23 protein-coding genes and 1 tRNA gene are annotated in these 23,082 nt (G+C 39.8%); 5 read left to right on the forward strand and 19 right to left on the reverse strand.

What is annotated here, in order from left to right:
- Window positions 1-43: 43 nt before the first annotated feature.
- The 14 genes from BFP71_RS18205 to BFP71_RS18270 all read right to left on the reverse strand — a co-directional run bounded on the left by BFP71_RS18205 (window position 44) and on the right by BFP71_RS18270 (window position 11,031).
- The gene (locus BFP71_RS18205; protein WP_069836832.1) at window positions 44-727 is read right to left on the reverse strand and encodes a SusF/SusE family outer membrane protein; all 684 of its coding nucleotides are present in this window, start codon (window positions 725-727) and stop codon (window positions 44-46) included.
- Window positions 728-902: 175 nt separating this feature from the next.
- The gene (locus BFP71_RS18210; RefSeq protein ID WP_088125111.1) at window positions 903-2,195 is read right to left on the reverse strand and encodes an MFS transporter; all 1,293 of its coding nucleotides are present in this window, start codon (window positions 2,193-2,195) and stop codon (window positions 903-905) included.
- A gap of 117 nt (window positions 2,196-2,312) precedes the next feature.
- Window positions 2,313-2,774, reverse strand: coding sequence for an ExbD/TolR family protein (locus BFP71_RS18215; RefSeq protein WP_069836833.1), 462 nt, complete (start codon window positions 2,772-2,774; stop codon window positions 2,313-2,315).
- Between the two features lie 4 nt (window positions 2,775-2,778).
- A complete protein-coding gene (locus BFP71_RS18220; protein WP_069836834.1) occupies window positions 2,779-3,441 on the reverse strand; it encodes an ExbD/TolR family protein in 663 nt (220 codons plus the stop codon).
- A gap of 5 nt (window positions 3,442-3,446) precedes the next feature.
- Window positions 3,447-3,809, reverse strand: a complete 363-nt coding sequence (locus tag BFP71_RS18225) for a hypothetical protein (protein WP_069836835.1) — start codon at window positions 3,807-3,809, stop codon at window positions 3,447-3,449.
- A 27-nt stretch (window positions 3,810-3,836) separates the two neighbouring features.
- On the reverse strand, window positions 3,837-4,649 hold the full coding sequence (locus BFP71_RS18230; protein ID WP_069836836.1) for a MotA/TolQ/ExbB proton channel family protein: 813 nt from the start codon (window positions 4,647-4,649) through the stop codon (window positions 3,837-3,839).
- 93 nt (window positions 4,650-4,742) lie between these two features.
- A tRNA-Ser gene (locus BFP71_RS18235) sits at window positions 4,743-4,830 on the reverse strand.
- A gap of 92 nt (window positions 4,831-4,922) precedes the next feature.
- Entirely contained in the window at window positions 4,923-5,984 is a 1,062-nt protein-coding gene (locus tag BFP71_RS18240) for an asparaginase (RefSeq protein WP_069836837.1), read from the reverse strand.
- A complete protein-coding gene (locus BFP71_RS18245; RefSeq protein ID WP_069836838.1) occupies window positions 5,977-6,744 on the reverse strand; it encodes a TatD family hydrolase in 768 nt (255 codons plus the stop codon). The genes BFP71_RS18240 and BFP71_RS18245 overlap by 8 nt, the downstream gene beginning before the upstream one ends.
- A complete protein-coding gene (locus BFP71_RS18250) occupies window positions 6,741-7,832 on the reverse strand; it encodes a glycosyltransferase (protein ID WP_069836839.1) in 1,092 nt (363 codons plus the stop codon). The genes BFP71_RS18245 and BFP71_RS18250 overlap by 4 nt, the downstream gene beginning before the upstream one ends.
- The gene (locus BFP71_RS18255; protein WP_069836840.1) at window positions 7,829-8,449 is read right to left on the reverse strand and encodes a polysaccharide deacetylase family protein; all 621 of its coding nucleotides are present in this window, start codon (window positions 8,447-8,449) and stop codon (window positions 7,829-7,831) included. Before BFP71_RS18255 ends, BFP71_RS18250 begins: the two co-directional genes overlap by 4 nt.
- Complete coding sequence (locus tag BFP71_RS18260; protein ID WP_069836841.1) at window positions 8,436-9,665, reverse strand: PP2C family protein-serine/threonine phosphatase; 1,230 nt, start codon at window positions 9,663-9,665, stop codon at window positions 8,436-8,438. Before BFP71_RS18260 ends, BFP71_RS18255 begins: the two co-directional genes overlap by 14 nt.
- A 2-nt stretch (window positions 9,666-9,667) precedes the next feature.
- The gene (locus BFP71_RS18265) at window positions 9,668-9,922 is read right to left on the reverse strand and encodes a hypothetical protein (RefSeq protein ID WP_069836842.1); all 255 of its coding nucleotides are present in this window, start codon (window positions 9,920-9,922) and stop codon (window positions 9,668-9,670) included.
- Window positions 9,919-11,031: a glycosyltransferase gene (locus tag BFP71_RS18270; RefSeq protein ID WP_069836843.1), complete on the reverse strand. Its 1,113-nt coding sequence runs from the start codon at window positions 11,029-11,031 to the stop codon at window positions 9,919-9,921. The genes BFP71_RS18265 and BFP71_RS18270 overlap by 4 nt, the downstream gene beginning before the upstream one ends.
- A 70-nt stretch (window positions 11,032-11,101) precedes the next feature.
- On the opposite strand from BFP71_RS18270, the gene ruvC reads away from it, so the two are divergent.
- The 4 genes from ruvC to BFP71_RS18290 all read left to right on the forward strand — a co-directional run bounded on the left by ruvC (window position 11,102) and on the right by BFP71_RS18290 (window position 17,871).
- Window positions 11,102-11,653: a crossover junction endodeoxyribonuclease RuvC gene (gene ruvC, locus BFP71_RS18275; protein ID WP_069836844.1), complete on the forward strand. Its 552-nt coding sequence runs from the start codon at window positions 11,102-11,104 to the stop codon at window positions 11,651-11,653.
- A gap of 294 nt (window positions 11,654-11,947) precedes the next feature.
- Window positions 11,948-13,192: a glycosyltransferase family 4 protein gene (locus tag BFP71_RS18280; RefSeq protein ID WP_069836845.1), complete on the forward strand. Its 1,245-nt coding sequence runs from the start codon at window positions 11,948-11,950 to the stop codon at window positions 13,190-13,192.
- An 18-nt stretch (window positions 13,193-13,210) separates the two neighbouring features.
- Window positions 13,211-17,401 carry a phosphodiester glycosidase family protein gene (locus tag BFP71_RS18285; protein ID WP_069836846.1) on the forward strand — a complete coding sequence of 1,397 codons (4,191 nt, stop codon included), beginning with the start codon at window positions 13,211-13,213 and terminating at the stop codon, window positions 17,399-17,401.
- Between the two features lie 167 nt (window positions 17,402-17,568).
- Window positions 17,569-17,871, forward strand: coding sequence for a hypothetical protein (locus BFP71_RS18290; protein WP_069836847.1), 303 nt, complete (start codon window positions 17,569-17,571; stop codon window positions 17,869-17,871).
- A gap of 9 nt (window positions 17,872-17,880) precedes the next feature.
- Here BFP71_RS18290 and BFP71_RS18295 read toward each other — a convergent pair whose 3' ends face one another.
- The 5 genes from BFP71_RS18295 to rsmA all read right to left on the reverse strand — a co-directional run bounded on the left by BFP71_RS18295 (window position 17,881) and on the right by rsmA (window position 21,967).
- Window positions 17,881-18,273: an HIT family protein gene (locus BFP71_RS18295; protein ID WP_069836848.1), complete on the reverse strand. Its 393-nt coding sequence runs from the start codon at window positions 18,271-18,273 to the stop codon at window positions 17,881-17,883.
- A gap of 1 nt (window position 18,274) precedes the next feature.
- Window positions 18,275-18,751 carry a transcription elongation factor GreA gene (greA, locus tag BFP71_RS18300; protein ID WP_069836849.1) on the reverse strand — a complete coding sequence of 159 codons (477 nt, stop codon included), beginning with the start codon at window positions 18,749-18,751 and terminating at the stop codon, window positions 18,275-18,277.
- A gap of 127 nt (window positions 18,752-18,878) precedes the next feature.
- Entirely contained in the window at window positions 18,879-19,829 is a 951-nt protein-coding gene (locus BFP71_RS18305; RefSeq protein WP_069836850.1) for an NAD(P)-dependent oxidoreductase, read from the reverse strand.
- Window positions 19,830-19,832: 3 nt separating this feature from the next.
- Window positions 19,833-21,200, reverse strand: coding sequence for a magnesium transporter (mgtE, locus tag BFP71_RS18310; protein ID WP_069836851.1), 1,368 nt, complete (start codon window positions 21,198-21,200; stop codon window positions 19,833-19,835).
- Complete coding sequence (rsmA, locus tag BFP71_RS18315; RefSeq protein ID WP_069836852.1) at window positions 21,182-21,967, reverse strand: 16S rRNA (adenine(1518)-N(6)/adenine(1519)-N(6))-dimethyltransferase RsmA; 786 nt, start codon at window positions 21,965-21,967, stop codon at window positions 21,182-21,184. The genes mgtE and rsmA overlap by 19 nt, the downstream gene beginning before the upstream one ends.
- An 88-nt stretch (window positions 21,968-22,055) precedes the next feature.
- Between rsmA and pdxA the strand changes: the two genes are divergently transcribed.
- Window positions 22,056-23,081, forward strand: a complete 1,026-nt coding sequence (pdxA, locus tag BFP71_RS18320; protein WP_069836853.1) for a 4-hydroxythreonine-4-phosphate dehydrogenase PdxA — start codon at window positions 22,056-22,058, stop codon at window positions 23,079-23,081.
- Window position 23,082: the final 1 nt, after the last annotated feature.

Raw genomic sequence — 23,082 nt, forward strand, 5'->3', positions numbered from 1 at the left:
AAAAAGCCCATTGAAGGGCTTTTTATATTGTAATTATTCTTTCCTATTGTGCAGTAAACGAGTATGCTCCAGTGGAAGTATCAAATGTCACAAGGTAAGTTCCTGCGGCTCCAATTGGAATATTATCGCCATCTTGTACACCAGTTCCCATTGGGAAAGCTGAATCTCCCCAGTTTGTACCCCAATCATCGTTTGTTCTAAATTTAGCTTCACCAGCTGTCAAATCAATTGTAAGTTCGTACTGCGTACCCGTTACAAAAGTCAGATCGGTATCAGAATCCCAACCTGTTGGCGTTGCTGATCCAATGATTCCAACTGAAAAGTCAGAAGTTACATCAAAACTGAATGTCTCAGTTCCTGAATTACCGTTAGTATCGACAGCGGTTACACTTAAAGTGTAAGAACCTTCGGCTAAGCCACCTGCAATAGAAACAGTTCCTGTAGCTGTTCTTCCAGACACGGAAAATGTACCTGAGCTTACAGAAGCCGTAGCATTAGTAAGATCATACGAAGCAGAAGCAAGCGTACTTTGTGCTAAATCTTCTGATCCGTCAGTAAAATCTACTGAAATAGAAACAGCTGCTCCTTGAACAATGCTTCCAGGATCGCTAATGCTAATCACTGGCGCTACGTCCACAATATTGAAATCTGCGTTCCCGTTGTCACAGGAAGTTATTGCAAAGGTCAATAAGACCATTGCAATCAATGGGTTGAATAATTTTTTCATGCTCTTTTTAATTTGTTCAAAATCGACCTCAGCAAATAAATTTTGATTTGCCTTGCAGCCGTGTTAATCAATTATAAGCATAAAAGGAGGCGATTAAACGTCTTAAGGGCACTAATGTTATTGCAAACGTTTGCGAATTCCTGATTTCGCAAGACAAGAGTCGGCTAGCCGATGATCAAGCACTTTTTACTTTTACTTTTTGGATCAGGACTAAACCGATGACAAAAAACGCGCTCAACCCAATGGCACTATATCGCATCGATCCCGTGAGTAACTCAATGGAACCATAGGCCAGCGTTCCCATGACAATGGACAGGTTGAAGGTTACATTATAGAAACTAAAAAATGAGGCATGGTCTTCTGTCTCTTTAGGGATAAGTTTTGAATAGGTAGATCGGGATAAAGCTTGTATCCCTCCCATGATTATTCCTACAAGAAATGCGAGACCGTAAAACTGGAGTTCTGTCTTGATAAAAAATGCAATGACACATACCAAAACCCATATGCCGATCATCACCATCAGGGACACTATATTTCCCTTTCGCTTCGAAAGCTCGGCAAAAAGGTAGGCTCCTCCGATTGCCACTAATTGAATGATTAAGACAATCTGTATAAGGGCTGCTGTTTCTAAATTCAACTCTTTGGCGCCGAAAAGTGATGCCAAATACATGACTGCCTGAACGCCGGCATTGAAGAAGAAATAGGCTAAAACATAACGTTTTAGATTCGGTAAACCCTGAATCTCTCGATAAACGCTTCGTAATTCTTGATAACCTTTTTTAAGCCATGCATCGGAAGCCTTTCTATTAAATGGATTACTTGGCAACCTTCGGAAGGTGATTTGTGAAAACCCTATCCACCAAATAGCTACAGTTAAAAAGGATATTCTAGCGGGTAAAGACCCACTCTCTAAGCCAAAAACCTCTGGTTTTTGAATCATTATGAGATTGAATATCAGTAGTATCACACTGCCGACATATCCTAAAGAATATCCTTTAGCACTCAACTTATCGTACCTATCAACGGTAGAAATTTCTGGCAAAAAGGCATCATAAAACACTAAACCACCTGAATACCCTATGCTAGCAAGTATGACCATCAGAATACCAAACTCAATATTACTTCCTTCGAAAAAGAACATTCCTGCACAAGACATGGCACCCAGGTAGGCGAAAATCTTTAAGAATAACTTCTTCTTACCAGTACAATCGGCAATTCCACTTAAAAGTGGTAGCATCAGTGCCGTAATCAAGAATGAAAAGGACAAGGCATATGAGTATAGCACTGTATTTGGCAACTCCCAGAACAGGAACTTAACGAGTGTATTACCGTCTGCGGTCGTTGTAACTTCTTCATAGTAAATGGGAAAGACTGCTGTAGTAATTGTTAATGAATAAACCGAATTGGCCCAGTCATACATTGCCCAACCATTGGTTGTTCGTTTATCGTTAAGTTTAAGATTGCTCATAAAGTGGCTTCTCTATAGAGGAGGGGTCAAGCCCTATTCAAAAAGTTATAAACATAAATCCATAAAAAAACCTCAGTCGATGACTGAGGTTTTTAATATACTTAAAAGTTATTCTTTTTAATTATCCTTTGCCTTAGTTGGCGCAGCATACATGATCTTTCTAGCATTCGCTTCTCTCAACTCTGTTTGAATGTCAACAATGATACCCATTTTGGTATCCTCATCTACTTTCAAAGAGACGGTGATTTGATCACGTTCTACTTCACTCAATTTAGACTTTTCTTCATTTACCCATTGTACAATATTATCAGTACTGATAAATGCGTCGTTTGCCTGAATCAATGGCTCAGAACCTAGAGACTCATCTTTTGGTGACCCAACATAAAGGTAGGTTACCAACTTCTTCTTCTCTAGTTTCACCAATTGCTCCGCTCTCGGAATTACTTGCTTTACTTTCAGCTCAGTTTCTCTCAATACGGTTGTTACCATAAAGAAGAAAAGAAGCATAAAGATAATATCCGGGAGTGCAGCTGTAGGTATATCCTGACTTGATTCACTCTTTTTCTTGAACTTAGACATAATATTATCCTCCTACTGATGATGGTTCTGCAATCGAGATAGCTTTCGGGATACCCGCTCTAGCTCTATCATATAGTTCTTTCTGGCGAGGATCGTTTCTGTTTAACTTTCTGAATTCCTCATCAGTCAAACCAACTCTTTCACCATAAATTCTATTGTAAGCCGCGTTGAGCTCATCCAATATGCTAATGAATATTGCATAGCTACTTCCACGGTCAGCTTTCAATGAAATAATTGCACTGCTCGGACCATCAGATGACTCATCTGATCCTAAGCTTCTAGCAATATAAGATTTCATTGCACCTGGTAAAGATTCGTAAACTTCTCTGTCACTCACCTTAGCTTTACCTTTTTTGGTATCACTCGGCTTTCCAAAGTTGAGCACGAAATCATAAACCATTGTTCTTATCTGCGTAACATCGTCTAACGGTTCGTTTTCAACAAGCAACTGGTCTTCTGAGTTAATCTGTATTTTAAACAGGTTTCTCTCTTGCTGCTTGATTTCGATTGGTTCATCTTCCTCTTGTTTTGGTGGAAGAAGAAGTGTTAGTCCTTTGTTAGTGGCAATCTGGGTTGTTACAAGGAAGAAAATCAATAGTAAGAATGCAATATCGGCCATAGAGCCTGCATTTACTTCCTGACTTCCCTTGTCTTTACTTCTTGCCATAATAATTATCTAATTATTCTTGATACCGATGAGTAAATTAAACCTACAACAGCGATCACAACTAGGATTAAAGTAGTTGTCATAGCACCGCCGACAAGTTTGTAAATATTACCAGCACCGTCACTAGTAGGGTCTATTTTAGACGCCTCCAATGCTTTTGCGGTAGAAGCTCCAAACTCAGTTGGCGCCATTGAATAACCAATTAGGAATACAATTGCTAAAAGGCCAATTCCTGCTGCTCCTTTAACGAGCGTTTTCGGATTGCTAATGGCATTAACAATGTTCATCCCAATAGCAGCTACGATAGCTACTAAGATCAAAACCATTGATCCATACAATCCAATATCTATCCATTGTTCCTGACTCATAATTTATCTTTTTAGAGTTAACAATGATTACTTAGTCAGCTTGTGCTTAACTAAAAGGTCTACTAAAGAAATAGATGCATCTTCCATTGAGTTCACAATAGAGTCAATTTTAGATACACAGTAGTTATAGAATAACTGAAGAATGATCGCTACAATTAGACCAGCAACCGTAGTCAAAAGTGCTACTTTAATACCACCTGCTACAAGAGAAGGAGAAATATCACCAGCTGCCTCAATTGCGTCGAATGCACCAATCATACCAATTACAGTACCCATGAAACCAAGCATTGGAGCTAGTGAGATGAAAAGAGAAATCCAAACAAGACCTCTTTCTAATCGTCCCATTTCAACTGATCCGTAGGCGATAACTGATTTTTCAACCATTTCGATACCTTCAGACATTCTCATTAGTCCTTGAGTAAAGATCGACGCTACTGGGCCTCTTGTACTTTTTGTTACCTCTTTAGCTGCTTCAACTCCACCTGATTCAAGTGCGTCTTCCACTTTACTCAATAATTTTTGAGTGTTAGTAGTAGAAAGGTTTAAGCTAATAATTCTTTCGATGGCGATAGCCAATCCAAGAATAAGACAGATAAGTACTGGTGACATAAATTGAGGGTCACCTTCAATAAATTTATCTTTAATGATTTGATCGAAAGATTGCTCTTCTTCGGCAATCTCATACTCTGCATCCTCTGGATATGGATCTGGTTCTTGAGCGGCCGCCGTAGTATCTGAGACAGCTTGCCCATCAACTACTGCTGGAGAATCCTGAGCGGCAGCGTTAAATCCAAAAGCAAAAATGCCAAGGATCATCAGTAAAGAGAATAACTTTTTCATAGTCTAGTTTTGATTAATAAAGGTTAAAACGGGTTCTAAATTATTAATAAATATCGTTAAAAGAAATTTACACTTAAAGTTTTAGTTGATCTGCGGAGAGAGAGGGATTCGAACCCTCGGTACCCTTTAGAGGTACACACGCTTTCCAAGCGTGCTCCTTAAGCCACTCGGACACCTCTCCTTTCACGACTCTGCGCTTCTCACAGGCTGACAAATAAATCAATAATAATTTCAGTATGCAAGCTCAATTTTGTTTTTGTCAGCTAGGAAAAATCAGTTCATTTCGCCTCTAATCGGAGATGTTAAACATATTTTCACTTCTTCAGCCTTTGTGCAAACTGCTAATGCATGCATCATTTTAGTTGTTGCCGCCTCTGTAGTCAAATCTTCTCCACTGATAACTCCTATTTGATCTAGCTTACTACTAGTTTCGTATTTACCATGCATAACTTTTCCTCCGTTACACTGGCTTATATTTAAAATTACTTTTCCCGACTTCACGCCCATTTCGAGTAAGTCCAAAAACCACTTTTCATGTGGGACATTGCCAGCGCCGTAGCTTTCCAGAATTACACCTTTTATGTTAGGTGCCTTTATCAGATGATCAACGGTAGACGTTTGGAGCCCTGGAAAAAGCTTTAACGTTACAATTGATGGGTCCATTCGATCAATCAATCGAAGCTTTTCGTTTGTACTGGGCATTAGATAAGACCATTGATAATCAATAGTAATACCCGCCTTGGCCAGTACCGGATAATTTTCTGATTCAAATGCATCGAATTGTTGACTTTCTACTTTTTTTGCTCGGTTACCTCTGAGCAACCTATTATTAAAGAAAATGCACACCTCTTTAATGATTGGAATACCATCTTCTTTATCGGAGGCTATTTCCAGTGAAGTAACCAAGTTTTCGGTAGCATCGGAGCGTGGTGAGGCAATCGGCAATTGTGCCCCCGTAAATATGACTGGCTTATTAAGACCTTGTAGCATAAAACTCAAGGCCGATGCAGAATATGCCATCGTATCGGTACCGTGCAAAATCAAGAAACCGTCGTAATCACCATAATTATCGAAGATAATTTTTGCCATTTGTTGCCAATGGCGTATCTCCACACTAGAGGAATCAATCGGTTTAGTGAAGGAGATTACCGATAGGTTAATATGAAGCTCTTTGACAACGGGGGCTCTCCTTAATACACTATCGAATCCACAGGGCACCAAGGTTCCTGTTTCGTCATAATCCATCCCTAAGGTTCCACCTGTATAGATGATTAGTAGCCTTGATTTTGGTTGATCAAAGAGATCAAAGTGAACGATCGGATCTAACTCAAGCATCGAATTGAAATAGTTTGTTTGTATTGGCGACAGTCTGCGAAATTATCTCTTCTAATGGTTTCTGATAGTAATCAGCGACTTTTTGAGCGATCAACTTGATGAAGGCTGGCTCGTTTCTTTTTCCACGATTCGGTACCGGGGCTAAATATGGGCTATCTGTTTCCAAGACGACATTTGAGATATCTATCTCTGGAATGACCTGATCCATTCCTGCATTCTTAAAGGTAGAAACGCCCCCCAATCCAATATAAAAACCTAACTCCTTTATTCTATTTGCCTGTTCTACGCTGCCATTAAAACAGTGAAATACTCCAGTTAAATCGTCGCTTTTCAACTCCTCCACCAAGTCGATCGTCATATCTAAAGATTCTCGGCAGTGAATGATTATTGGCTTTTTGTAGGACTTAGCCCAGCCTACTTGGATTTTGAATGCTTCTATTTGTTGGTCCAAAAAACTTTTATCCCAATATAGATCGGTCCCCATCTCTCCTATCGCTGCGAATTCTCGCTTACTTAACCAATCTTCGACGATGTATAGCTCTTTTTCAAAATCGGCTTTCACAGAGCAAGGATGCAGTCCCATTGTAGCGATGCAATAATCTGGGTGGTTACTTTCAAGCTCAAGCATGCTGTCAATAGAGGTATGGTCAATGTTGGGCATGTAAATCCTGATTAAACCTGCTTCTTTCGCGCGCTCGAGCGTAGCATCAATATCTTCTTTGAATTGCTCTGTGTAAATATGTGCGTGACTGTCAATCATGAGTGTTTTCTACCTTTCCAGCTTACTTTTCCAATAAATATTAGTCTGAGGAGCGCTAAAGTATCCAAAAGACTAATAATAATGGGTTCAATAATAAAAATTAAACCGCTAGATTTTGTTTTGATGGTCATAGTTCGGCTTTTGAGCCAACTAGTAACAAGGCCGTACGCTAAAATGATGAATGCTACTTCGCTACTCAGGAAAAGGCTTATGGCAAAGAAAACCACCCAAAGCCTAGCAAAAAGTGCGGGTATACCGAGTATGAAATGATGGGTAAACACCCCATTCATCCACCTACACCTTTGGGTTAAAAGTTCGTTAAAGGCTAGCTGCGGTTTAGTTTCTGCGTATCCTTTTTGCTCTACTAACTGGATAGTCTTGAATCCAGATTTCTGAAATCGTTGGAGGATGCCTAAATCCTCGACATCTGTTGGGCCTAGTCCAATAAACCCTCCAACCTTATCATAAGCCAGTTTATTAAAGGCCATATTATTTCCTAAAATCGAAATGGGTCTGATCAAGTCTGCCATTGATTTCATCGTATGGAGCACTGTTTGCCAATCCATAAACTGTAGATTGGCTAGCCAATTCGAACGTTTTACTCGAGTATATCCGCTAACCATATCATAGCCTGCGTCGAGTGCTGAAACCATCGTTTTTAGCCATGACGATGCCACTTCCATGTCGGCATCAATGATTACTTGAAATTGATGACTGCTCTGATCTATTAATTGGTTCAAGACATTAGCCTTAGCTATTAAACCATCCTTCTCGTGCTGAATCTCAACACCTTTGACTGAACTATACTTTGAAGCAAATGCTGCTACAATCTCTGGCGTACTATCTTCACTATTATCATTTCCGACTAGAATTTCCATCTTCTCTATCGGGTAGTCAGAGGCCAAAATGGAATTCAAACAACCTTCCAGATTTCCTTCCTCATCTCTGGCACAAACGAGGACCGTAATGTATGGTAAATTATCAGCGGAGATGATCGGCACTTTCTTGAATCTAAACCAGAAAGACAGAACCAAGAAAAGCTCCACAAGGAAAAGGACACCATAAATTACGATAAAAAAAGTGATCATAAGCGCTCGAACTGATAACCTAGATCGGAAAAGTATCGCAAATACTTCGGAAGTACTTCTTGTAAATTTTTAGTCGCTTTTACATTGTCGTGAAAAACAATGATGGAACCTGGTTCCGTTACCTCAATACACTTAGATAAAATAGTTTCAGGGTTAAGCTTCGCGTCGTAATCTTGGCTCAGTACATTCCACATCACTAGCCTTCTGTCTTTTAGAAGCTTTCTTTGCTCAGCCCTAAATCGTCCATAAGGTGGCCGGAATAGATCGGTATGGATGCCACGGTTTTGCAATGTTCGATCACACTTCTCAATGTTTTCCATGAAGTCTTTCGAAGGTACTTTTCGAGCATTCAAATGATTTTGTGTATGGTTGCCAATGCTGTGGCCTTCCTTAATTATAGCATCAAAAATATCTGGATGTCTTTCTATATTCTCACCAACGCAGAAGAAAGTCGCGAGAGCATCATGGTTTTTGAGCGTTTTTAAGACCCAAGGCGTTAGCTCTGGAATAGGACCATCGTCGAATGTCAGATAAATCTTTTGCTCGTTGCTTGGCATTCGCCAAATCAAATCAGGCCAGAGATGCTCAAAAACAATGGGTGACTTATACGGTATCATTATTTACCCTACAAGATAGGAAAGTCAAATCATCGTCAAAGGGATGACCTGCTCGGTATGCATCTAACGTTTCTAACAAGGCTTGGTGAGTTGTCTCTAATGGTTTACCATTTTGAGACTTTAAGAACTCTTCCAGTCTTTCTGTACCGAACTCCTCCTCTTCTTTATTAAAGGTTTCTGTGAGACCATCGGTAAATAAAAAGAGCGTAAACTCTTGAAGTTGCTTCACGCTTCCCATTTCGATAAAAGGTAATGGATCGAAAGCTCCTAAAACAGTAGAACCGATAGTTAATTTCTGTATTTGACCATTTTTGTCAAGTAATAATGGTGGATTATGACCAGAGTTTATATACCGCAGTTCTTTGGTGTTGTAATCATAAACCGCCATGAAAAAGGTAATGAAGTTCTCACGGTTTGCGTTTCGGCATAGATGGTAATTAAGCTCCTGCACAACTTCTAGCGGATCACTTGCCGTTCGCACGATCGTTCTTAGAACTGCTTGAAAATTCGACATCAATATGGCTGCAGGAATTCCCTTTCCAGAAACATCGGCTATACAAACCACAAACTGATTTTCTTCTTCCAAAGTGATGTAGTCGTAATAATCTCCACCAACTGTGCGGCAAGGTTGATAGAAAGCTTCAATTTCTATTCGTCCAACTTTCGGTAGGTCTTTGGGGAAAAGATAGTTTTGGACATTGCTGGCAATTTCCATGTCTCGCTGAAAAGCTTGCTGTTCTAGCTGCTTTCTAGCCAAGCGTTTATTCTCTATCGCTACCAACATGATATTGCTGAGTGCTTGAATAAATGTGGTATCTACAAGGTCTTCCGACTTGCTTTTAACCTTTACAAAAACGAAGGCCAAGAGCCTGTCTTTATGCTTTACTGGGATAATAATGTCGAATTCCGAAAAGCAGGGCACTTCTAGATCCAACTTCTTAATTTCTGTGGTATCCGTTACTTGCAAACAACTACTTCCCAAGGATACTTGTGTGAAGTCTTTTTCTGTGCCGAATTGTACTTTGCATTCCCAATCAGCTTCTTTCACATAAAGTGTCAGTTTATCCAATTTAAGGTTTGCCCGAAGGGTGAATTCGAAGATTTTGTATAAGTACTCTTCAGATAAGTTACTATTAACCGCCTGCGTGATCTCTAGAAGTGCATTCACCTCTAATTCTTTCTGATCGTATCTATTCTGTAAACTTCCCTGCGGCATATTTATCTACCATTGTGTGCTAAAAGCCCTTTTTTCGATGCTAGGTAATAGTATTTTTCGAAATCTGCATCAAAGTTTAATTCATCCTCGAATACCTCATCGTTCATATTATGTAAACACTTTACCCAGCCCTTTTCCAATAACTGTTTTAGTATTGGTTTTATTTCCTCGGCAGACATTGAAAGCTCCTCAGTTAAATAGGCCAAAGGCTGTACAAAATACAGTTCGTCTAAAACGTCAAATTCTTCATCTGTCATTCTGCCTGTTTTACATTATAATTTCTTCCCTTCCATTCGAATGTACCAAAGTTAGCAGCCACTCCGATATAAATAGCATAGAATGGATACAATAGATAGCTAAAAAATGTCGGTAGCCAGTGAGTTCTTTGCCCAAGGGATCGTCTTACTGACCAAAGGAATATCAATTCGATCAACAACCGCAGAACAACTAAACTTAGTGCTTGCCACGTAAAGTCATTTTTGAATAGAATGAGCCCGAGTAGTAGTATTTGTACTAATTGAATTAGGAACACAAACAAAGCGATCGCCATAGTAGAGCCTCTCTTGCCATAATTCCATTTACTTGCCCATCGCAAACGTTGTTGCTTAAAAAGTTGCCAAGATTCCATCGCAGCCGTTTTCACCACCGCTTTTTTCGATTTGCAAAAAGCAATACCGTCAGTATATCGGTTCGCTACTTTATGCATTAAGAGTTCATCATCGCCAGATGGAGTACCACTAATGCCATCAAAACCATTCACGTCAGAAAATACAGCTTTTCTATAGGCCAGATTTGCTCCATTTGCCATAGTAGGCTTGCCATGAAAAATCATGGTACCCCCTACTCCAATTAAGGCAGTAGACTCCATAGATTGCATGCGCTGCCAAAAACTATTCCCTTGTAGGCCAACTGGCCCCACTAGTAGTTTCACTTTCTCATCGTGAAAAGGAATAGTCATCTCTTTTAACCATTCTGAACTCATTTCACAATCTGCATCTGTCGTGATAATGAGTTCATTTGTACTTTCCGATATACCTAGCGCAAGGGCTGCCTTTTTTCCAACTCCCTTCTTCAAACTCAACAGACGATGTTTAAAGGAGACGTCTTGAAGCAAGTCTTCTAAGACAGAAGTGCCATTATCATCAGAATGATCGTCCACAAATAATACTTCAAAATCTGGGTGCGTTTGATTCTTTAAGCTAGAAACCAAGGGAGATAAGTTCTGAGCTTCATTTCTAAATGGAATGACAACCGATACTGGGGCATATTTTGATTGATCCTTAAAGGCCTTTCCCCTAGCCCATAATGCTGTAAAGGCAATAATGAGGAGCAGGTAAATGGAATAGACGAGGATTAAAACAATCACATACGAATAAATACGATTACAGTGTAATTATAAAATTACTGACTTATTGTATTCACTATATTGCGATCTGATGGCAGTGATTTCGGAGAAAATAGTTTTAGGTATAGACCCTGGCACAAGTGTGATGGGTTACGGACTATTGAAAATTACTGGCAAAAAGTTGTCTCTGCTCCAATACGGCGTTATCCATTTGAGTAAGTATTCTGGTCATGAATTAAAACTGAAAAAAATCTACGACAGGGTAAGTAGTATTATTGAGGATTTCGGGCCAGACGAAGTGGCGCTTGAAGCACCGTTTTTTGGAAAAAACGTGCAATCGATGCTCAAACTTGGCAGAGCTCAAGGGGTAGCCATGGCAGCGGCTTTGGCCAAAGAAATTCCAATTACAGAATATGCTCCTAAGAAAGTAAAACAGTCCGTGACAGGTAGCGGAACGGCATCCAAAGAACAAGTTGCGGCCATGCTCAAGACTTTGCTGAACATAAAAGAAGCTCCAAAAATGCTTGATGCCACGGATGCTCTGGCAGTAGCAGTATGTCATCACTTTCAAAATGGCAGTCCACAAAGCCGAGCCAAAAGTTGGAAAAACTTTGTGAGTGATAACCCAGGAAGGGTGAAGTAGTCATTTTTTTTCAGGGCTTTAGTAGATAGGCAAAAGCGAATTAAACCCTCAAAACCCGGGTCATTCCCTGCAATCGATATCATGCATTCATTCGCAGATCACTATGTACCTACTGGGTATGGATTTATATTGTATGGTATAAGCGACATTTTAGCATTTCAGGTTTGCGCAATCCCAAGATAATTCAACACTGTGTTGACCATATAGAATCTTGAACGGATTACATCTGATAGCACTTACTGCAAACCAACCTAAACCATTTTTTAAACAGGTTGGAATAAACAGAAACCTAACATGAGAATTGGAATTATCATTGGAAGAATTGGCGGCGTGGATGGTGTTGCTCTTGAAACGGAAAAATGGATCAGTGTACTGAAAAAGCTTGGGCATAAAGTCTTTATTATGTCCGGCGAGTTTGAGTCTTGGAAAATTGATCATGAACACGATTACTTATTCCCAGCTCTATCTTTCTTTTCTGTAGAAGCAGAATGGGGTCAAAGAAAAGCTTTTTTTCAACCCGATAATGACCCTGACCCGCTGCTCGATCATGTAGAAAACGCATCTAATATGATTGAAAAGGCAATGAGGGATTGGGTAACCGAGAAAAAGATTGACGTTTTACTCTCAGAAAATGCATCGGCCTTACCTTGCCATTTATCGATGGGTGTAGCCATTAAAAAACTCATCCAGAATACAGGCTTGCCGATCGTTACGCATGATCATGACTTCCACTGGGAAAGAGGTGAACGATACGTTTCGGTACATCCAGAAATCAATCAATACGTCGATGATAATTTCCCTTTGCTTTTACCTAATGTTAAGCATGCAGTAATCAATACGTTTGGCGTAGAAACCTTTAAAAACAGGTTTGACATTGACGCAACTTTGGTACCGAATGTCATGGACTTTAGTAGGTCTTATGGCATTCCGACAGAGGAGAATAAATTCTTTTTGAAAGACGTCGGTGTTGCCCCAAATGAAATTGCCCTACTTCAAGTAACCAGAATTGTTAGGCGAAAAGGCATAGAAACGGCTATTTCCCTAATAGATAAGCTTCAAGATAAAAAGCTCAAGTTGGTCATTACTGGCAACAACAATGACGACGAAAATAAGGAGTACTACAACGAACTGATCGATCAAATACATGACCTCAATTTATCCAGTCAAGTCATTTTTGCAGCACATAAAGTGCTAGATCACAAAGACCTTTCCGATGTGTATGCTCATGGCAGAGCTTGTACATATTTCAGCACCTATGAAGGATTTGGCAATGCTTTCGTAGAGTGCGTACTGGCCAAAAAACCAATCTTCGTCAATAACTATAAGCCTGTTTACATGCAGGACATTGGGAGCAAAGGTTTTGAAACCGTAATGATTGAAGACAGCAATTTGACCGATGAACATGTACGGCAAATGTCAGAGATCATTTACAACCCTGATCGGTGCCGAGAAATTGGAGAGTACAATTTCAAACTTGGCCAGCAACACTTCTCTTTCGATGTACTGGAGTCAAAACTCCAGCATCTATTCACATTTTAAGTCACCAAAAAAACAAGAATGATAAAAAATAAATCGAAGATCAACGGCCTAATAGAACAACTCCACAATGAAAAAATAGGCACTTGGTTTGATCTGGGTTTATTCATTGACAGATTCAAAGAGCAACAATCAAAAGCATCTTTTAAAGGAGATTCAAACTCTTTTGACACTTACATTCAAACTGGAGGAGTAGCCTTTCTCACATTCTACTTCACCATAGATGGCATTACAGTAGAAACTGAAAAGTACGCTAAAACTTTCAAGAGTATATACCCTGACATCCCCATTCATTTTATAGCTGGAGATATTAAACCAGAGGCTGATGAACTGATTCCGGGTACTGCTTTTAAAAAAGTAATCCCAGAAATGGAGGCCTTCGATGCATGGCCCCTCTACGAGGATTTCTTTAAAATCAAGATGGAACGTGGCAGTACGGCATACAACCAGCTAATCGGAAAACTTTGGGCTGAAGTGCTCGTGTTAGTCAAAAAACTGGGCACTTACATTGAAGAAAATAATATTTCATTGCTCTACTTGATCAATGTTTGCTCTAACCCTGGCAATGTATCGTTAGCCATAGCCACAGTACTGATATCTGAGCACTTAGGGCTACCTGTGATCAATAACAATCATGATTTTTATTGGGAGGGCGGTAACAGAGAAATTGAACGAAAGAAAAAGGGGCTAAAAAAAGGGCCTCGTGATTTCTTCTTCCACAATGCCCATGTTGGTGAGTTCTTTTCGGTCATCGAAATGATTTACCCTTGGGAAAGTAGATCTTGGATGAATGTGAACATCAACCAAATTCAACAGAATCACCTCATTGAAAAAAACGGTCACAACCCAGCAAATGTAGCTTTAATTGGCACTGCTGTAGATACTAAGCTACATCAGATGAGCAAGCGTGATATTATCAAAGCGTTTATGCAGGTTTCTACCATTTTTGCGAATAAAAAAGATACTATTACTGTACATGCAGCGGTAAAACACACCAATAGCGAACGTTCACTTAAACCAATTCTTCTCGGCCATAAGACAATCCAAGAATTCGATTTTGTCAATAACAACATCGTCTTTTTGCAGCCTACAAGAGTGATTAGCAGAAAATCCATTGAGCTCAATTTCAAGCTTATCAAACGACTGTTTTCTTACGATGCCTTTACTGAAAAATTCATCACTAACCCTCAGTTAAAGCTCTCGCTAATTGTATCAGGACCAATTCCTCACGGACAGCAAGGTTATTACAGCGCGCTGAAGTCTGATTTTGAAGCCTTTTTAAACCAGTTACCCAAACAGTTTAAGTCAAGGGTGCTTTTAGGCTTTTTATTTAGCGAATTCGATAAAAACGAGTTCAAGAAAAAATTCAAAAAACCATTAGATATCGAGCAACTCTACGATGTTGCCTCCTTGATCCTTTTACCAAGCCAGACAGAAGGTAGAGGACTACCAATTATAGAGGCTGCCGCCTGCGGTACGCCTATTTTCTGCCGCCAATATGAGCCGCGAGAAGTCTATGACGAGGTAATCGGCCGTCACCTTGATAAATCTTTAAGACTTAATGTTTTGGAATTTAAGGGTGCTAAAGTTCCGAAAAGATTGGCTGAAAAAATTTGTGACCATGTGTTCTACCCGCAGAATCGGATGGTAGATGTTACGCATAACAGAAACGTGATCATCAAAAGGTATAGCATTGAAGCGCTGCAAAAGAATATGCAATCCATTCTAACCAGATTGCACATTCAGCTCAAAGAAATATCTGAAGAAGTCAACCCACAGGTAGTTAAACTCTTAAATCGCTATCAAGAAATTGTCAATTTTGAAAACGATGATCTAAAGGCTATCCTCAATAAAGAAACCAGACACTATCTACCTGGTTATGGTCGATTGTCGTTTATGATTTACTTAAAATCCCTCATTGACCCAAGTTTTTTTAGAGTGGAAGAACAACTCATTCGAGGAAAAATCATGAGTTACGCTCGTATGATGGAAAGCGATATTCCAGACGCTGTCAATAAAAACTTATCCCTTACCCATGATTACTATAACGCCATAGATGACATCTTTAAGTATGTAGATGGCACTTCTGAATTAAGGCACGATCATGCGCTAGCCTACAGACATAGAAATAAAAAATCGTTCGCTTACCAAGCATTTACATTTCAAGAATTGACAGGTTTGGTGAACATGATCTACAGTGATGTTTTTAAGCCGACGCATTTAACTGACTTGACCCTAGCCCCACAATTCTTCGCCGATTGGGAATTAGCATTATTTCAATTGACCAATAGTGAGTTTTTAGGCATTGATGATAGAAAAACGCTCACTCAAAAATTAAAGAATAACGTACCAAAAAGTTATTTCCCTGGCCGCTATATTAAGCACGAACTGGAATACTTCGTCCTACAACCTATCCGTTCTCAGCTTCGATTAACGATTGAAGAAGAGTTAACGAAAGAAGTTCTGGACCTTAAAGGGCATGGACTGGAAAAAGTCTACATTTTCATTCACGAACCAAGGCTAACGAAGTGGTTTTCTAGTGCAAACATTAAGGAATATCTGGAAAGCGATAAAGAACCTGAGCTCGGCCTTTTATACAAAGCTGGCATCGTACAGATTGTTGAAACCAAGCAATGGTCGGAAGGAGTTCATTTCCCACAAATGGGTGCTAAGGCCATTAAGGTTTTACGCGAGATAAAAGCCTCGAAAGGCTTCATTATAACGAATGGAGAATATGCCGCTATGATGACGGATACTATAGAAATCGATCACTTCCACATCGGTAAAGTATTAGACAACATGACGGCCAAAATCATGGGTATACCAAAAGGTAGTGGTTTTATTCAGTTTGTCCCGTCGGGCGTGAGAACCACCTTGGCCTACCCTACACCGGTCCAAACGGCCAAGGATTTTGAATTGGCCTTGAAGAGTGATTTATATAATGATCTAAAAGCTAAAATGGGTGAAGAAACCCTGCTGAAAGTTATTTCGAAAGACGCTATTGAGAATGGCACACCAATTAATAAACTCCTGAACAAGCTGAGCGAAAACTTAAATGGCGAAAAGATTCAAGAGAAGGTAAAATCTTCTTTTGCCGGTGGTGTATATGCCGATGGCCTGCCTTGGAGTGGTGTTATCGCCGAGGTGGATACAAAACAACATTTATGGCGTTTTGCTGCTCACATCGCCAACGATAAACCAAAAAACGTTCCAGCACTCATCAAAGAGTATAAGAAAAAAAGCCATAACCCGCATAAAATAGAACTCGCCTGGAATGGTGGATATATTCTTAATCCAGAACTCGTCGGGAAACTAGGCCTACCAGAAACCTATATTGGCTCACCGCTGGGTTTGCTGATTATGAATGGCAAGGTTTTCTGTCCACCGCTTTTTAACAAACCTGCCTTTATTATATACAAGGATGGTACTGTAGACATAAGACGCGTCAATTGTACAGCCGGACTCCGTGTTAAGAGTGTCAAGCAAACTCTTGATTTTCAGGCAGAATTTTATAATCGCCATAGCAAAACTGCCCCATGTTTCTATGACCTTTCTTACAGCGATGAAACGATCAAGGCCGATGGAAATACTATCGTGAGAATTGCAGGAAATACGGTTAAAGAAGTCATCAGTACTTCCGAAAATGAATCAGTTAATATAATTCCCGTTGGCATAACCTTATCTATTCCAGCTAATTTGTTTTCCACCGACGACTTTATAGTAGGCAAAGCTCTCAATATAGAATTAGTGGAACCTGAGACTTCTCCTTTCCGATGGGATGAAATATCCTATGCGATAGAGGCCGGCCCTATGTTGATTGATCAGGGCAAACAAATATTAAATATGGAAGTCGAGGGTTGGAAAACTACCAATTCTATTAAAACACAAGCCGCCAGATTGGATTTCACCGATATGCGAGGCCCTAAAATTGCCGTTGGCATTACCAAAGCAGGCCAGCTAATGGTTTTGATGGTCAATGGAAGAATTCGCGAATCAGTTGGTGCCACTCACTTTGATATGGCCGATATTTTAATGAAGTATGGGATGCATAAAGCCATGGGGTTCGATCCGGGCGGGAGCAGTACCCTCGTAGTCGATGACAAAATCATGAATATTTCCCCCTACAACAAAAACTATGAGTCTGACATTTACTCTTTACCACCAGAACCTCGATTTGTAGCCAATGCAATCATGGGCTGGGTTGAATCCTAAAACAGGTAAAAAGGATTTGACTTATCAAACCAAAACCAAGTCGTAGTTTTTTCAGTATAAGTAAAAAGTTTAGATCGTGTTTTGGATGCAAAATCAGTATCTCAATACCTATTCTAGGCATAATTATTGTTTAAAATTCAACCAATTCTTAAACCATAATATTATTTATGAAGAGCTTAAAAACACACCTCGCATTATTCACTTTATTCTCATTTTTCTTTCTGGCTAGTTGTGGCGAAGACGTTGTTACGGATCGCGAACAAATGCAGACAGAACTCCAAGCAGCAATTAATGAATTTCGAATCGATAACATCACGATCCATTTCGGTGAGACTTCAATCCTCTTTAACCAAGAAGACTTTAGTCTCGAAAATGGCTTCTTGGTAATTGATGGAAATCGCAAGTATGACCTAGATAAAGTAAGGAGGTATGATGTAAACCGTACCAGCATGACGATTTACTTCCTCTAATGAAAAGAATCAGACTTCTGATCTGATTTTCACGGCAATTTCTTCAAAGTTCTCAGGGCTCAGATTTAGCTTTGGGCGGCTGAAATCGATATCACTCATGCTATGCAGCGGAATAAGATGTATATGAGCATGTGGGACTTCTATGCCAATTACAGCTACCCCAACTCTTAAACAGGGTATAGCCTTTTCTATGGCCTGAGCCACTTTGTGCGTGAATGCTTGTAATTTGAGGTAAGTATCTTCATCCAAATCAAACAATTTATCCACCTCTAACTTTGGCACTACTAAAGTGTGTCCTTCATTAAGTGGGTTAATGTCTAAAAATGCTATTGCATCATCATTTTCAGCGATGATGTAACCTGGTATTTCTCTTTGAATAATTCGGGTGAAGATACTCGGCATCTTACTCTAAAGTAATCTCAAGGATTTCGAATTCCATTTTACCTGCTGGTGCTACTACTTCAGCAACTTCCCCAACCTTCTTATTTAGGATACCTTTCCCAATAGGTGACTCGTAAGAGATTTTACCACTTTTTAAATCAGCCTCTTTTTCAGAAACTAACGTGTATTTAACCTCCATGCCATTCTTTAGATTTTTAATCTTGACTGTAGAGAGTATTGAAACCTTGGAAAGGTCTACATCTTCTTGTTTTTTAATTCGAGCATTACCAATCACGGTACCAAGCTCCGCAATTCGCATTTCCATTAATCCTTGAGCGTCTTTCGCTGCATCGTATTCAGCATTTTCACTCAAATCACCTTTATCTCTGGCCTCAGCAATTTGCTTAGACATATCGGCTCTTCCCTTTGTCTTTAACTCATGCAACTCATCTTTCAATCGCTGCAATCCCTCTTCAGTGTAATAACTGACACCTGCCATAATTCTAAATTTTGTATTCTATAAACAATGAACGGCCTCGAATGAAACCGTTTCCTTTAAACAAATAAAATCGCCGTATCAGGCGATTAGACTTCAAATTTAGCTAAAATTTACTAAACCTTAAAGTTTAAGCATTCCAATCAATGCGATAATGTGTGGCTATCTTTCCTACCAAAACCTCATTAATTCGCTTGAATGATGCGAAGGTCCATCCTCCTACATGTGGAGATAAAACAACATTTTTTCGTTGAAATAGATTTTCGAATCTGGTTTTCTCAACTTCTGATAACTGATCGAACTTTTCTTTCTCCAATACATCCAAGGCAGCTCCCAATACTTTACCAGAATCTAACAGACTGATCATATCCTGAATAGGAATGATCTCACCGCGGGCAGTATTTAGCAAGTAAATATCTTTATTAAACTGGTTGATAAAATCTTCACCTACCCAGCCACGAGTTTCCTCATTTAATGGAATATGTAAACTTAGAATATCTGCCTTGGCAAACATTTTTTCTAGACTTACCTCTTCCACGTTTTTCGTACCGAATCCTTTTCTGTACTTGTCATAGACCAATACGCGGCAGTCGAACGCTCTAAGTCTCTGGACGAAAGCTTGCCCCATGTAGCCATAACCAATAATCCCAACGGTTTTATCACTAAGCTCTACACCTCTATTCCCCTCTCGGTCCCAAATCCAGTTTCTAACTTCTTGATCGGCACGATTAATATTGTTTAATAGGTTAAGCAAAAGGCCAACAGCATGCTCAGCTAAAGCATCTCTGTTTCCTTCAGGAGCATTTAGGATTTCTATGCCTTTAGACTCCACGTATTCCACGTCAATCTTGTCCAAACCTGCACCTGCTCTTCCGATAAACTCTAGTTTTCCCGCACGGTCAACCAATTCTCTATCGACAGATGTTTTACTTCGGATGAGGATACCATGATAGACTCCAATTTCTTCTAGAATACCTGCTCTATCTAGTTCTGGCTTGTAAACCGGTTCTATACCAATTTCCAATAGTAATTCACAGATGCTTTTGTGCATCTCGTCCACTATAAGGCACTTTTTACGCATAAATTAAAGTAGTAAAAGATTTGCTATGGCTAGGTAAACGATGATTCCTAAAATATCGTTCGTAGTAGTAATAAAAGGTCCTGAGGCAAGGGCTGGATTAATACCGAATTTGTCCAAAATTAAAGGTGTAGCTGTCCCCATAAAAGAGGAAAGCATCACGACACAAATCAAAGATATAGCCACTACACTTGGTAAACCTTCTTCGCCACCTTTCCACCATAAGACTATACCAAAACTAATGGCTGCCAATACAACGCCTGTGAGCAATGCCACGAGTAACATTTTCCCGACTCTACGACCAAATGACTCCTCAAAGGCTGATTTATTTGCCAAACTTTGAACAACCAGTGTAGAGGACTGAATCCCGACATTTCCACCAGTAGCCATAACCAATGGTATAAAAAATGCCAAAGCAGCGTTTTTCTCCAAATCTCCTTCAAAAAAGCCGATTGCCCATGCCCCGAAAGTCCCACCGATCAGTCCCACAAGTAGCCAAGGCAGACGAGCCTTTGAAATTGCCCAAATGCTGTCATCCTCCTCCACATCATTGGAAATACCAGACATTAATTGCATGTCCTCTTCGGCCTGTTCGGTGATTACATCAACGATATCGTCAATGGTAATTCTACCGACTAGTTTCCCTTGCAGATTGATCACTGGTACGGCGACCAAGTCATACTTCTGCATAATATCGGCCACTTCATCCTCATCCAGGTAAGTCTCTACCGATTTGATATCCTCATCGTAGATATCTTTTATTTGAGTTTTAGCATTGGCCAGGATAATTTTTTTGACTGAGACTTTGCCCAGAAGCTTTTCGTTATCATCGACAACATAAATGGAATAGAGTTTTTCAACATTTTCACCCTGGCGCCTAATTTCTTCAATGGTTTGCTGAATGTTCCAATTGACATTGGCCACAACCATTTCCTTGGCCATCAGACCACCTGCACAGTCTTCGTCATAGCGCATGAGTTCTTGAATGTGCGCTGCGCTTTCCTCGTCCTTGATCGCTGCGATCACCTCTTCGCGCGTCCGAACGGGTAAGTCATTAATGGCATCAACCGCATCATCGGATTCCATTTCCTCGATGTATTGTGCAATCTCCTCTGAGCTCAACTCATTTAAGAACTCTTTACGAGTATCCTCCTCAAATTCTTCAATTACATCAGCACTGATTTCATTGTTAAGCACCTCCAAGACGTACTTGGCCTGTTCAGAATCGGCTTCATCGAGTAAAAGGGAAATATCAGCTGGATCCACCCCTTCCAGTGAGCTGGCGATAAAGGCCGCATCTTTACGTTCAACAGCTTGAACGATGGATTCCAAAAACTCTTTGGAAAGCTCAAATGCTAAGTGCTCTGCTGACACGACGAAATTAGATTTGTTAGTGCTACGAACTGATTTACCGATAGTGTTTCCGCCCTTAAAGCAAGTGTTGGATGGTCGGATAACTCAGCTGGCAAATTTATAGCTTTTAAAGCATTGCGCAACGTTTTCCTTCTCATTTGAAAGCCAGCTTTTACAACCCTTTTAAATAAAGCTTCGTCGCAATCTAAAGCCTTGATTTTGTTCCGTTTAAGCCTAATCACACCTGAATCCACTTTTGGTGGTGGATTAAAAACATTAGGCTTAACTGTAAACAAGTATTCTATGTCGTAGTAGGCTTGCAGTAGTACGCTTAAAATTCCATAGGTTTTATTTCCAGGAGGTGAAGCCAGCCTTTCGGCAACTTCTTTTTGGATCATACAAACCACTTCAGGAATTTCTTGGTGATGATCTAAGACCTTGAAAAATATCTGAGAAGAAATATTGTATGGAAAATTACCAACCACAGCTAGTGGTGTTCCAGTATTGGCAAAAAAATTATGCTTGAGAAAATCCCCTGAAATGATCCGATCACTCAACGACGAATAATGCTTTTTGAGATAATCTATAGACTCATGATCTACTTCAACTACCCAAGTCTCGAACTCTTTTTTTAATAAGAACTGTGTAAGTACCCCCGTACCAGGACCTATCTCCAAAATGGTGTTGTATTCACCATGTCCAGTAAGCCCATCGGCGATTCTTTCGGCTATGCTTAAATCCTTTAAAAAGTGTTGACCGAGGTGTTTCTTGGGGCGTACTGATGACATGAAGACAACTTAGGTAAAAAACATTAATTTGCGCAAAAATGAGCCTTTCGATCGAAAGTAAAAACTAATAGCTTTTTTGTAAGAAGATATGAACGAGGAAAAAAGAGACAAAAGAACTAACCCAATCATCGGCATTACCATTGGAGACATCAATGGTATTGGTCCAGAGGTAATCATCAAGGCCGTAGAGAATAATAAGCTTTTTCAATACGTCACTATTCTAGTTTATGGCCATGGTAAAGCGCTTTCTCACTATAAAAAACTCTTGGATCGAGAGAAATTTAGTTTTAACCAAATTCAATCAATTGATCAGGTTAACCCCAAAAAGTTAAACGTCATTAACTGCGTCGATGCCGATCTGACTATAAATACTGGCAAAGAAACTAAGCAAGGGGGAGAATTGGCGCTAGCGGCTTTATTGAAAGCGAGTGAAGACCTGAAAAATGATAAAATTCAAGGCATCGTTACGGCTCCAATTAACAAGAACAATATTCAATCCGAAGAATTTAAATTCCCAGGTCATACGGAGTTTTTTACGGAAAAATTTGGCGCTAAAGACAGCCTAATGTTCTTGTGTAATGAACACTTAAAAATTGGTGTCGCCACTGGTCATATTCCATTAACTAAAATTGGAGAGCATCTAACGAAGGAAGTTATTTTGAGAAAAGGTAACCTAATGCTTAAATCGCTTAAAAAAGACTTTGGCATTCGAAAACCTAAAGTGGCCATTCTCGGTTTGAATCCACACGCGGGTGAAGATGGCTTGTTGGGTTCCGAAGAGGAAGAAATTATATCCCCAGCGATCAAGGAATTAAAGGACGCAGGGCATCTAGTTTATGGTCCATATCCTGCCGATGGTTTCTTCGGCAATGGTACCTATGCCAAATTTGACGGCATTTTAGCCATGTATCATGACCAAGGGTTGATACCTTTCAAAACACTAGCTTTTGAGGATGGAGTCAATTTTACAGCTGGACTTTCAATCGTGAGAACTTCCCCTGACCATGGTACCGCATATAACATCTCAGGTAAGGGCATTGCTCATGAACAGAGCATGCGATCGGCTATTTATATGGCGATTGATGTTATTAAGAATAGAAATTTGGACGTTTAGT

The sequence above is a fragment of the Roseivirga misakiensis genome (assembly GCF_001747105.1).
In the GTDB taxonomy this organism is placed as follows: Bacteria; Bacteroidota; Bacteroidia; order Cytophagales; family Cyclobacteriaceae; genus Roseivirga; species Roseivirga misakiensis.

Excerpts from the sequence above, each read along its gene's own strand:
- BFP71_RS18205 (WP_069836832.1), bottom strand. The coding sequence starts at position 727 with ATGAAAAAATTATTCAACCCATTGATTGCAATGGTCTTATTGACCTTT.
- pdxA (WP_069836853.1), top strand. The coding sequence starts at position 22,056 with ATGAACGAGGAAAAAAGAGACAAAAGAACTAACCCAATCATCGGCATT.
- BFP71_RS18210 (WP_088125111.1), bottom strand. The coding sequence starts at position 2,195 with ATGAGCAATCTTAAACTTAACGATAAACGAACAACCAATGGTTGGGCA.
- BFP71_RS18295 (WP_069836848.1), bottom strand. The coding sequence starts at position 18,273 with ATGCCGAGTATCTTCACCCGAATTATTCAAAGAGAAATACCAGGTTAC.
- BFP71_RS18250 (WP_069836839.1), bottom strand. The coding sequence starts at position 7,832 with ATGATCACTTTTTTTATCGTAATTTATGGTGTCCTTTTCCTTGTGGAG.
- BFP71_RS18305 (WP_069836850.1), bottom strand. The coding sequence starts at position 19,829 with ATGCGTAAAAAGTGCCTTATAGTGGACGAGATGCACAAAAGCATCTGT.
- BFP71_RS18240 (WP_069836837.1), bottom strand. The coding sequence starts at position 5,984 with ATGCTTGAGTTAGATCCGATCGTTCACTTTGATCTCTTTGATCAACCA.
- greA (WP_069836849.1), bottom strand. The coding sequence starts at position 18,751 with ATGGCAGGTGTCAGTTATTACACTGAAGAGGGATTGCAGCGATTGAAA.
- BFP71_RS18285 (WP_069836846.1), top strand. The coding sequence starts at position 13,211 with ATGATAAAAAATAAATCGAAGATCAACGGCCTAATAGAACAACTCCAC.
- BFP71_RS18280 (WP_069836845.1), top strand. The coding sequence starts at position 11,948 with ATGAGAATTGGAATTATCATTGGAAGAATTGGCGGCGTGGATGGTGTT.
- BFP71_RS18265 (WP_069836842.1), bottom strand. The coding sequence starts at position 9,922 with ATGACAGATGAAGAATTTGACGTTTTAGACGAACTGTATTTTGTACAG.
- BFP71_RS18245 (WP_069836838.1), bottom strand. The coding sequence starts at position 6,744 with ATGATTGACAGTCACGCACATATTTACACAGAGCAATTCAAAGAAGAT.
- BFP71_RS18215 (WP_069836833.1), bottom strand. The coding sequence starts at position 2,774 with ATGTCTAAGTTCAAGAAAAAGAGTGAATCAAGTCAGGATATACCTACA.
- rsmA (WP_069836852.1), bottom strand. The coding sequence starts at position 21,967 with ATGTCATCAGTACGCCCCAAGAAACACCTCGGTCAACACTTTTTAAAG.
- ruvC (WP_069836844.1), top strand. The coding sequence starts at position 11,102 with ATGGCAGTGATTTCGGAGAAAATAGTTTTAGGTATAGACCCTGGCACA.
- BFP71_RS18260 (WP_069836841.1), bottom strand. The coding sequence starts at position 9,665 with ATGCCGCAGGGAAGTTTACAGAATAGATACGATCAGAAAGAATTAGAG.
- BFP71_RS18230 (WP_069836836.1), bottom strand. The coding sequence starts at position 4,649 with ATGAAAAAGTTATTCTCTTTACTGATGATCCTTGGCATTTTTGCTTTT.
- BFP71_RS18225 (WP_069836835.1), bottom strand. The coding sequence starts at position 3,809 with ATGAGTCAGGAACAATGGATAGATATTGGATTGTATGGATCAATGGTT.
- BFP71_RS18220 (WP_069836834.1), bottom strand. The coding sequence starts at position 3,441 with ATGGCAAGAAGTAAAGACAAGGGAAGTCAGGAAGTAAATGCAGGCTCT.
- BFP71_RS18290 (WP_069836847.1), top strand. The coding sequence starts at position 17,569 with ATGAAGAGCTTAAAAACACACCTCGCATTATTCACTTTATTCTCATTT.
- BFP71_RS18255 (WP_069836840.1), bottom strand. The coding sequence starts at position 8,449 with ATGATACCGTATAAGTCACCCATTGTTTTTGAGCATCTCTGGCCTGAT.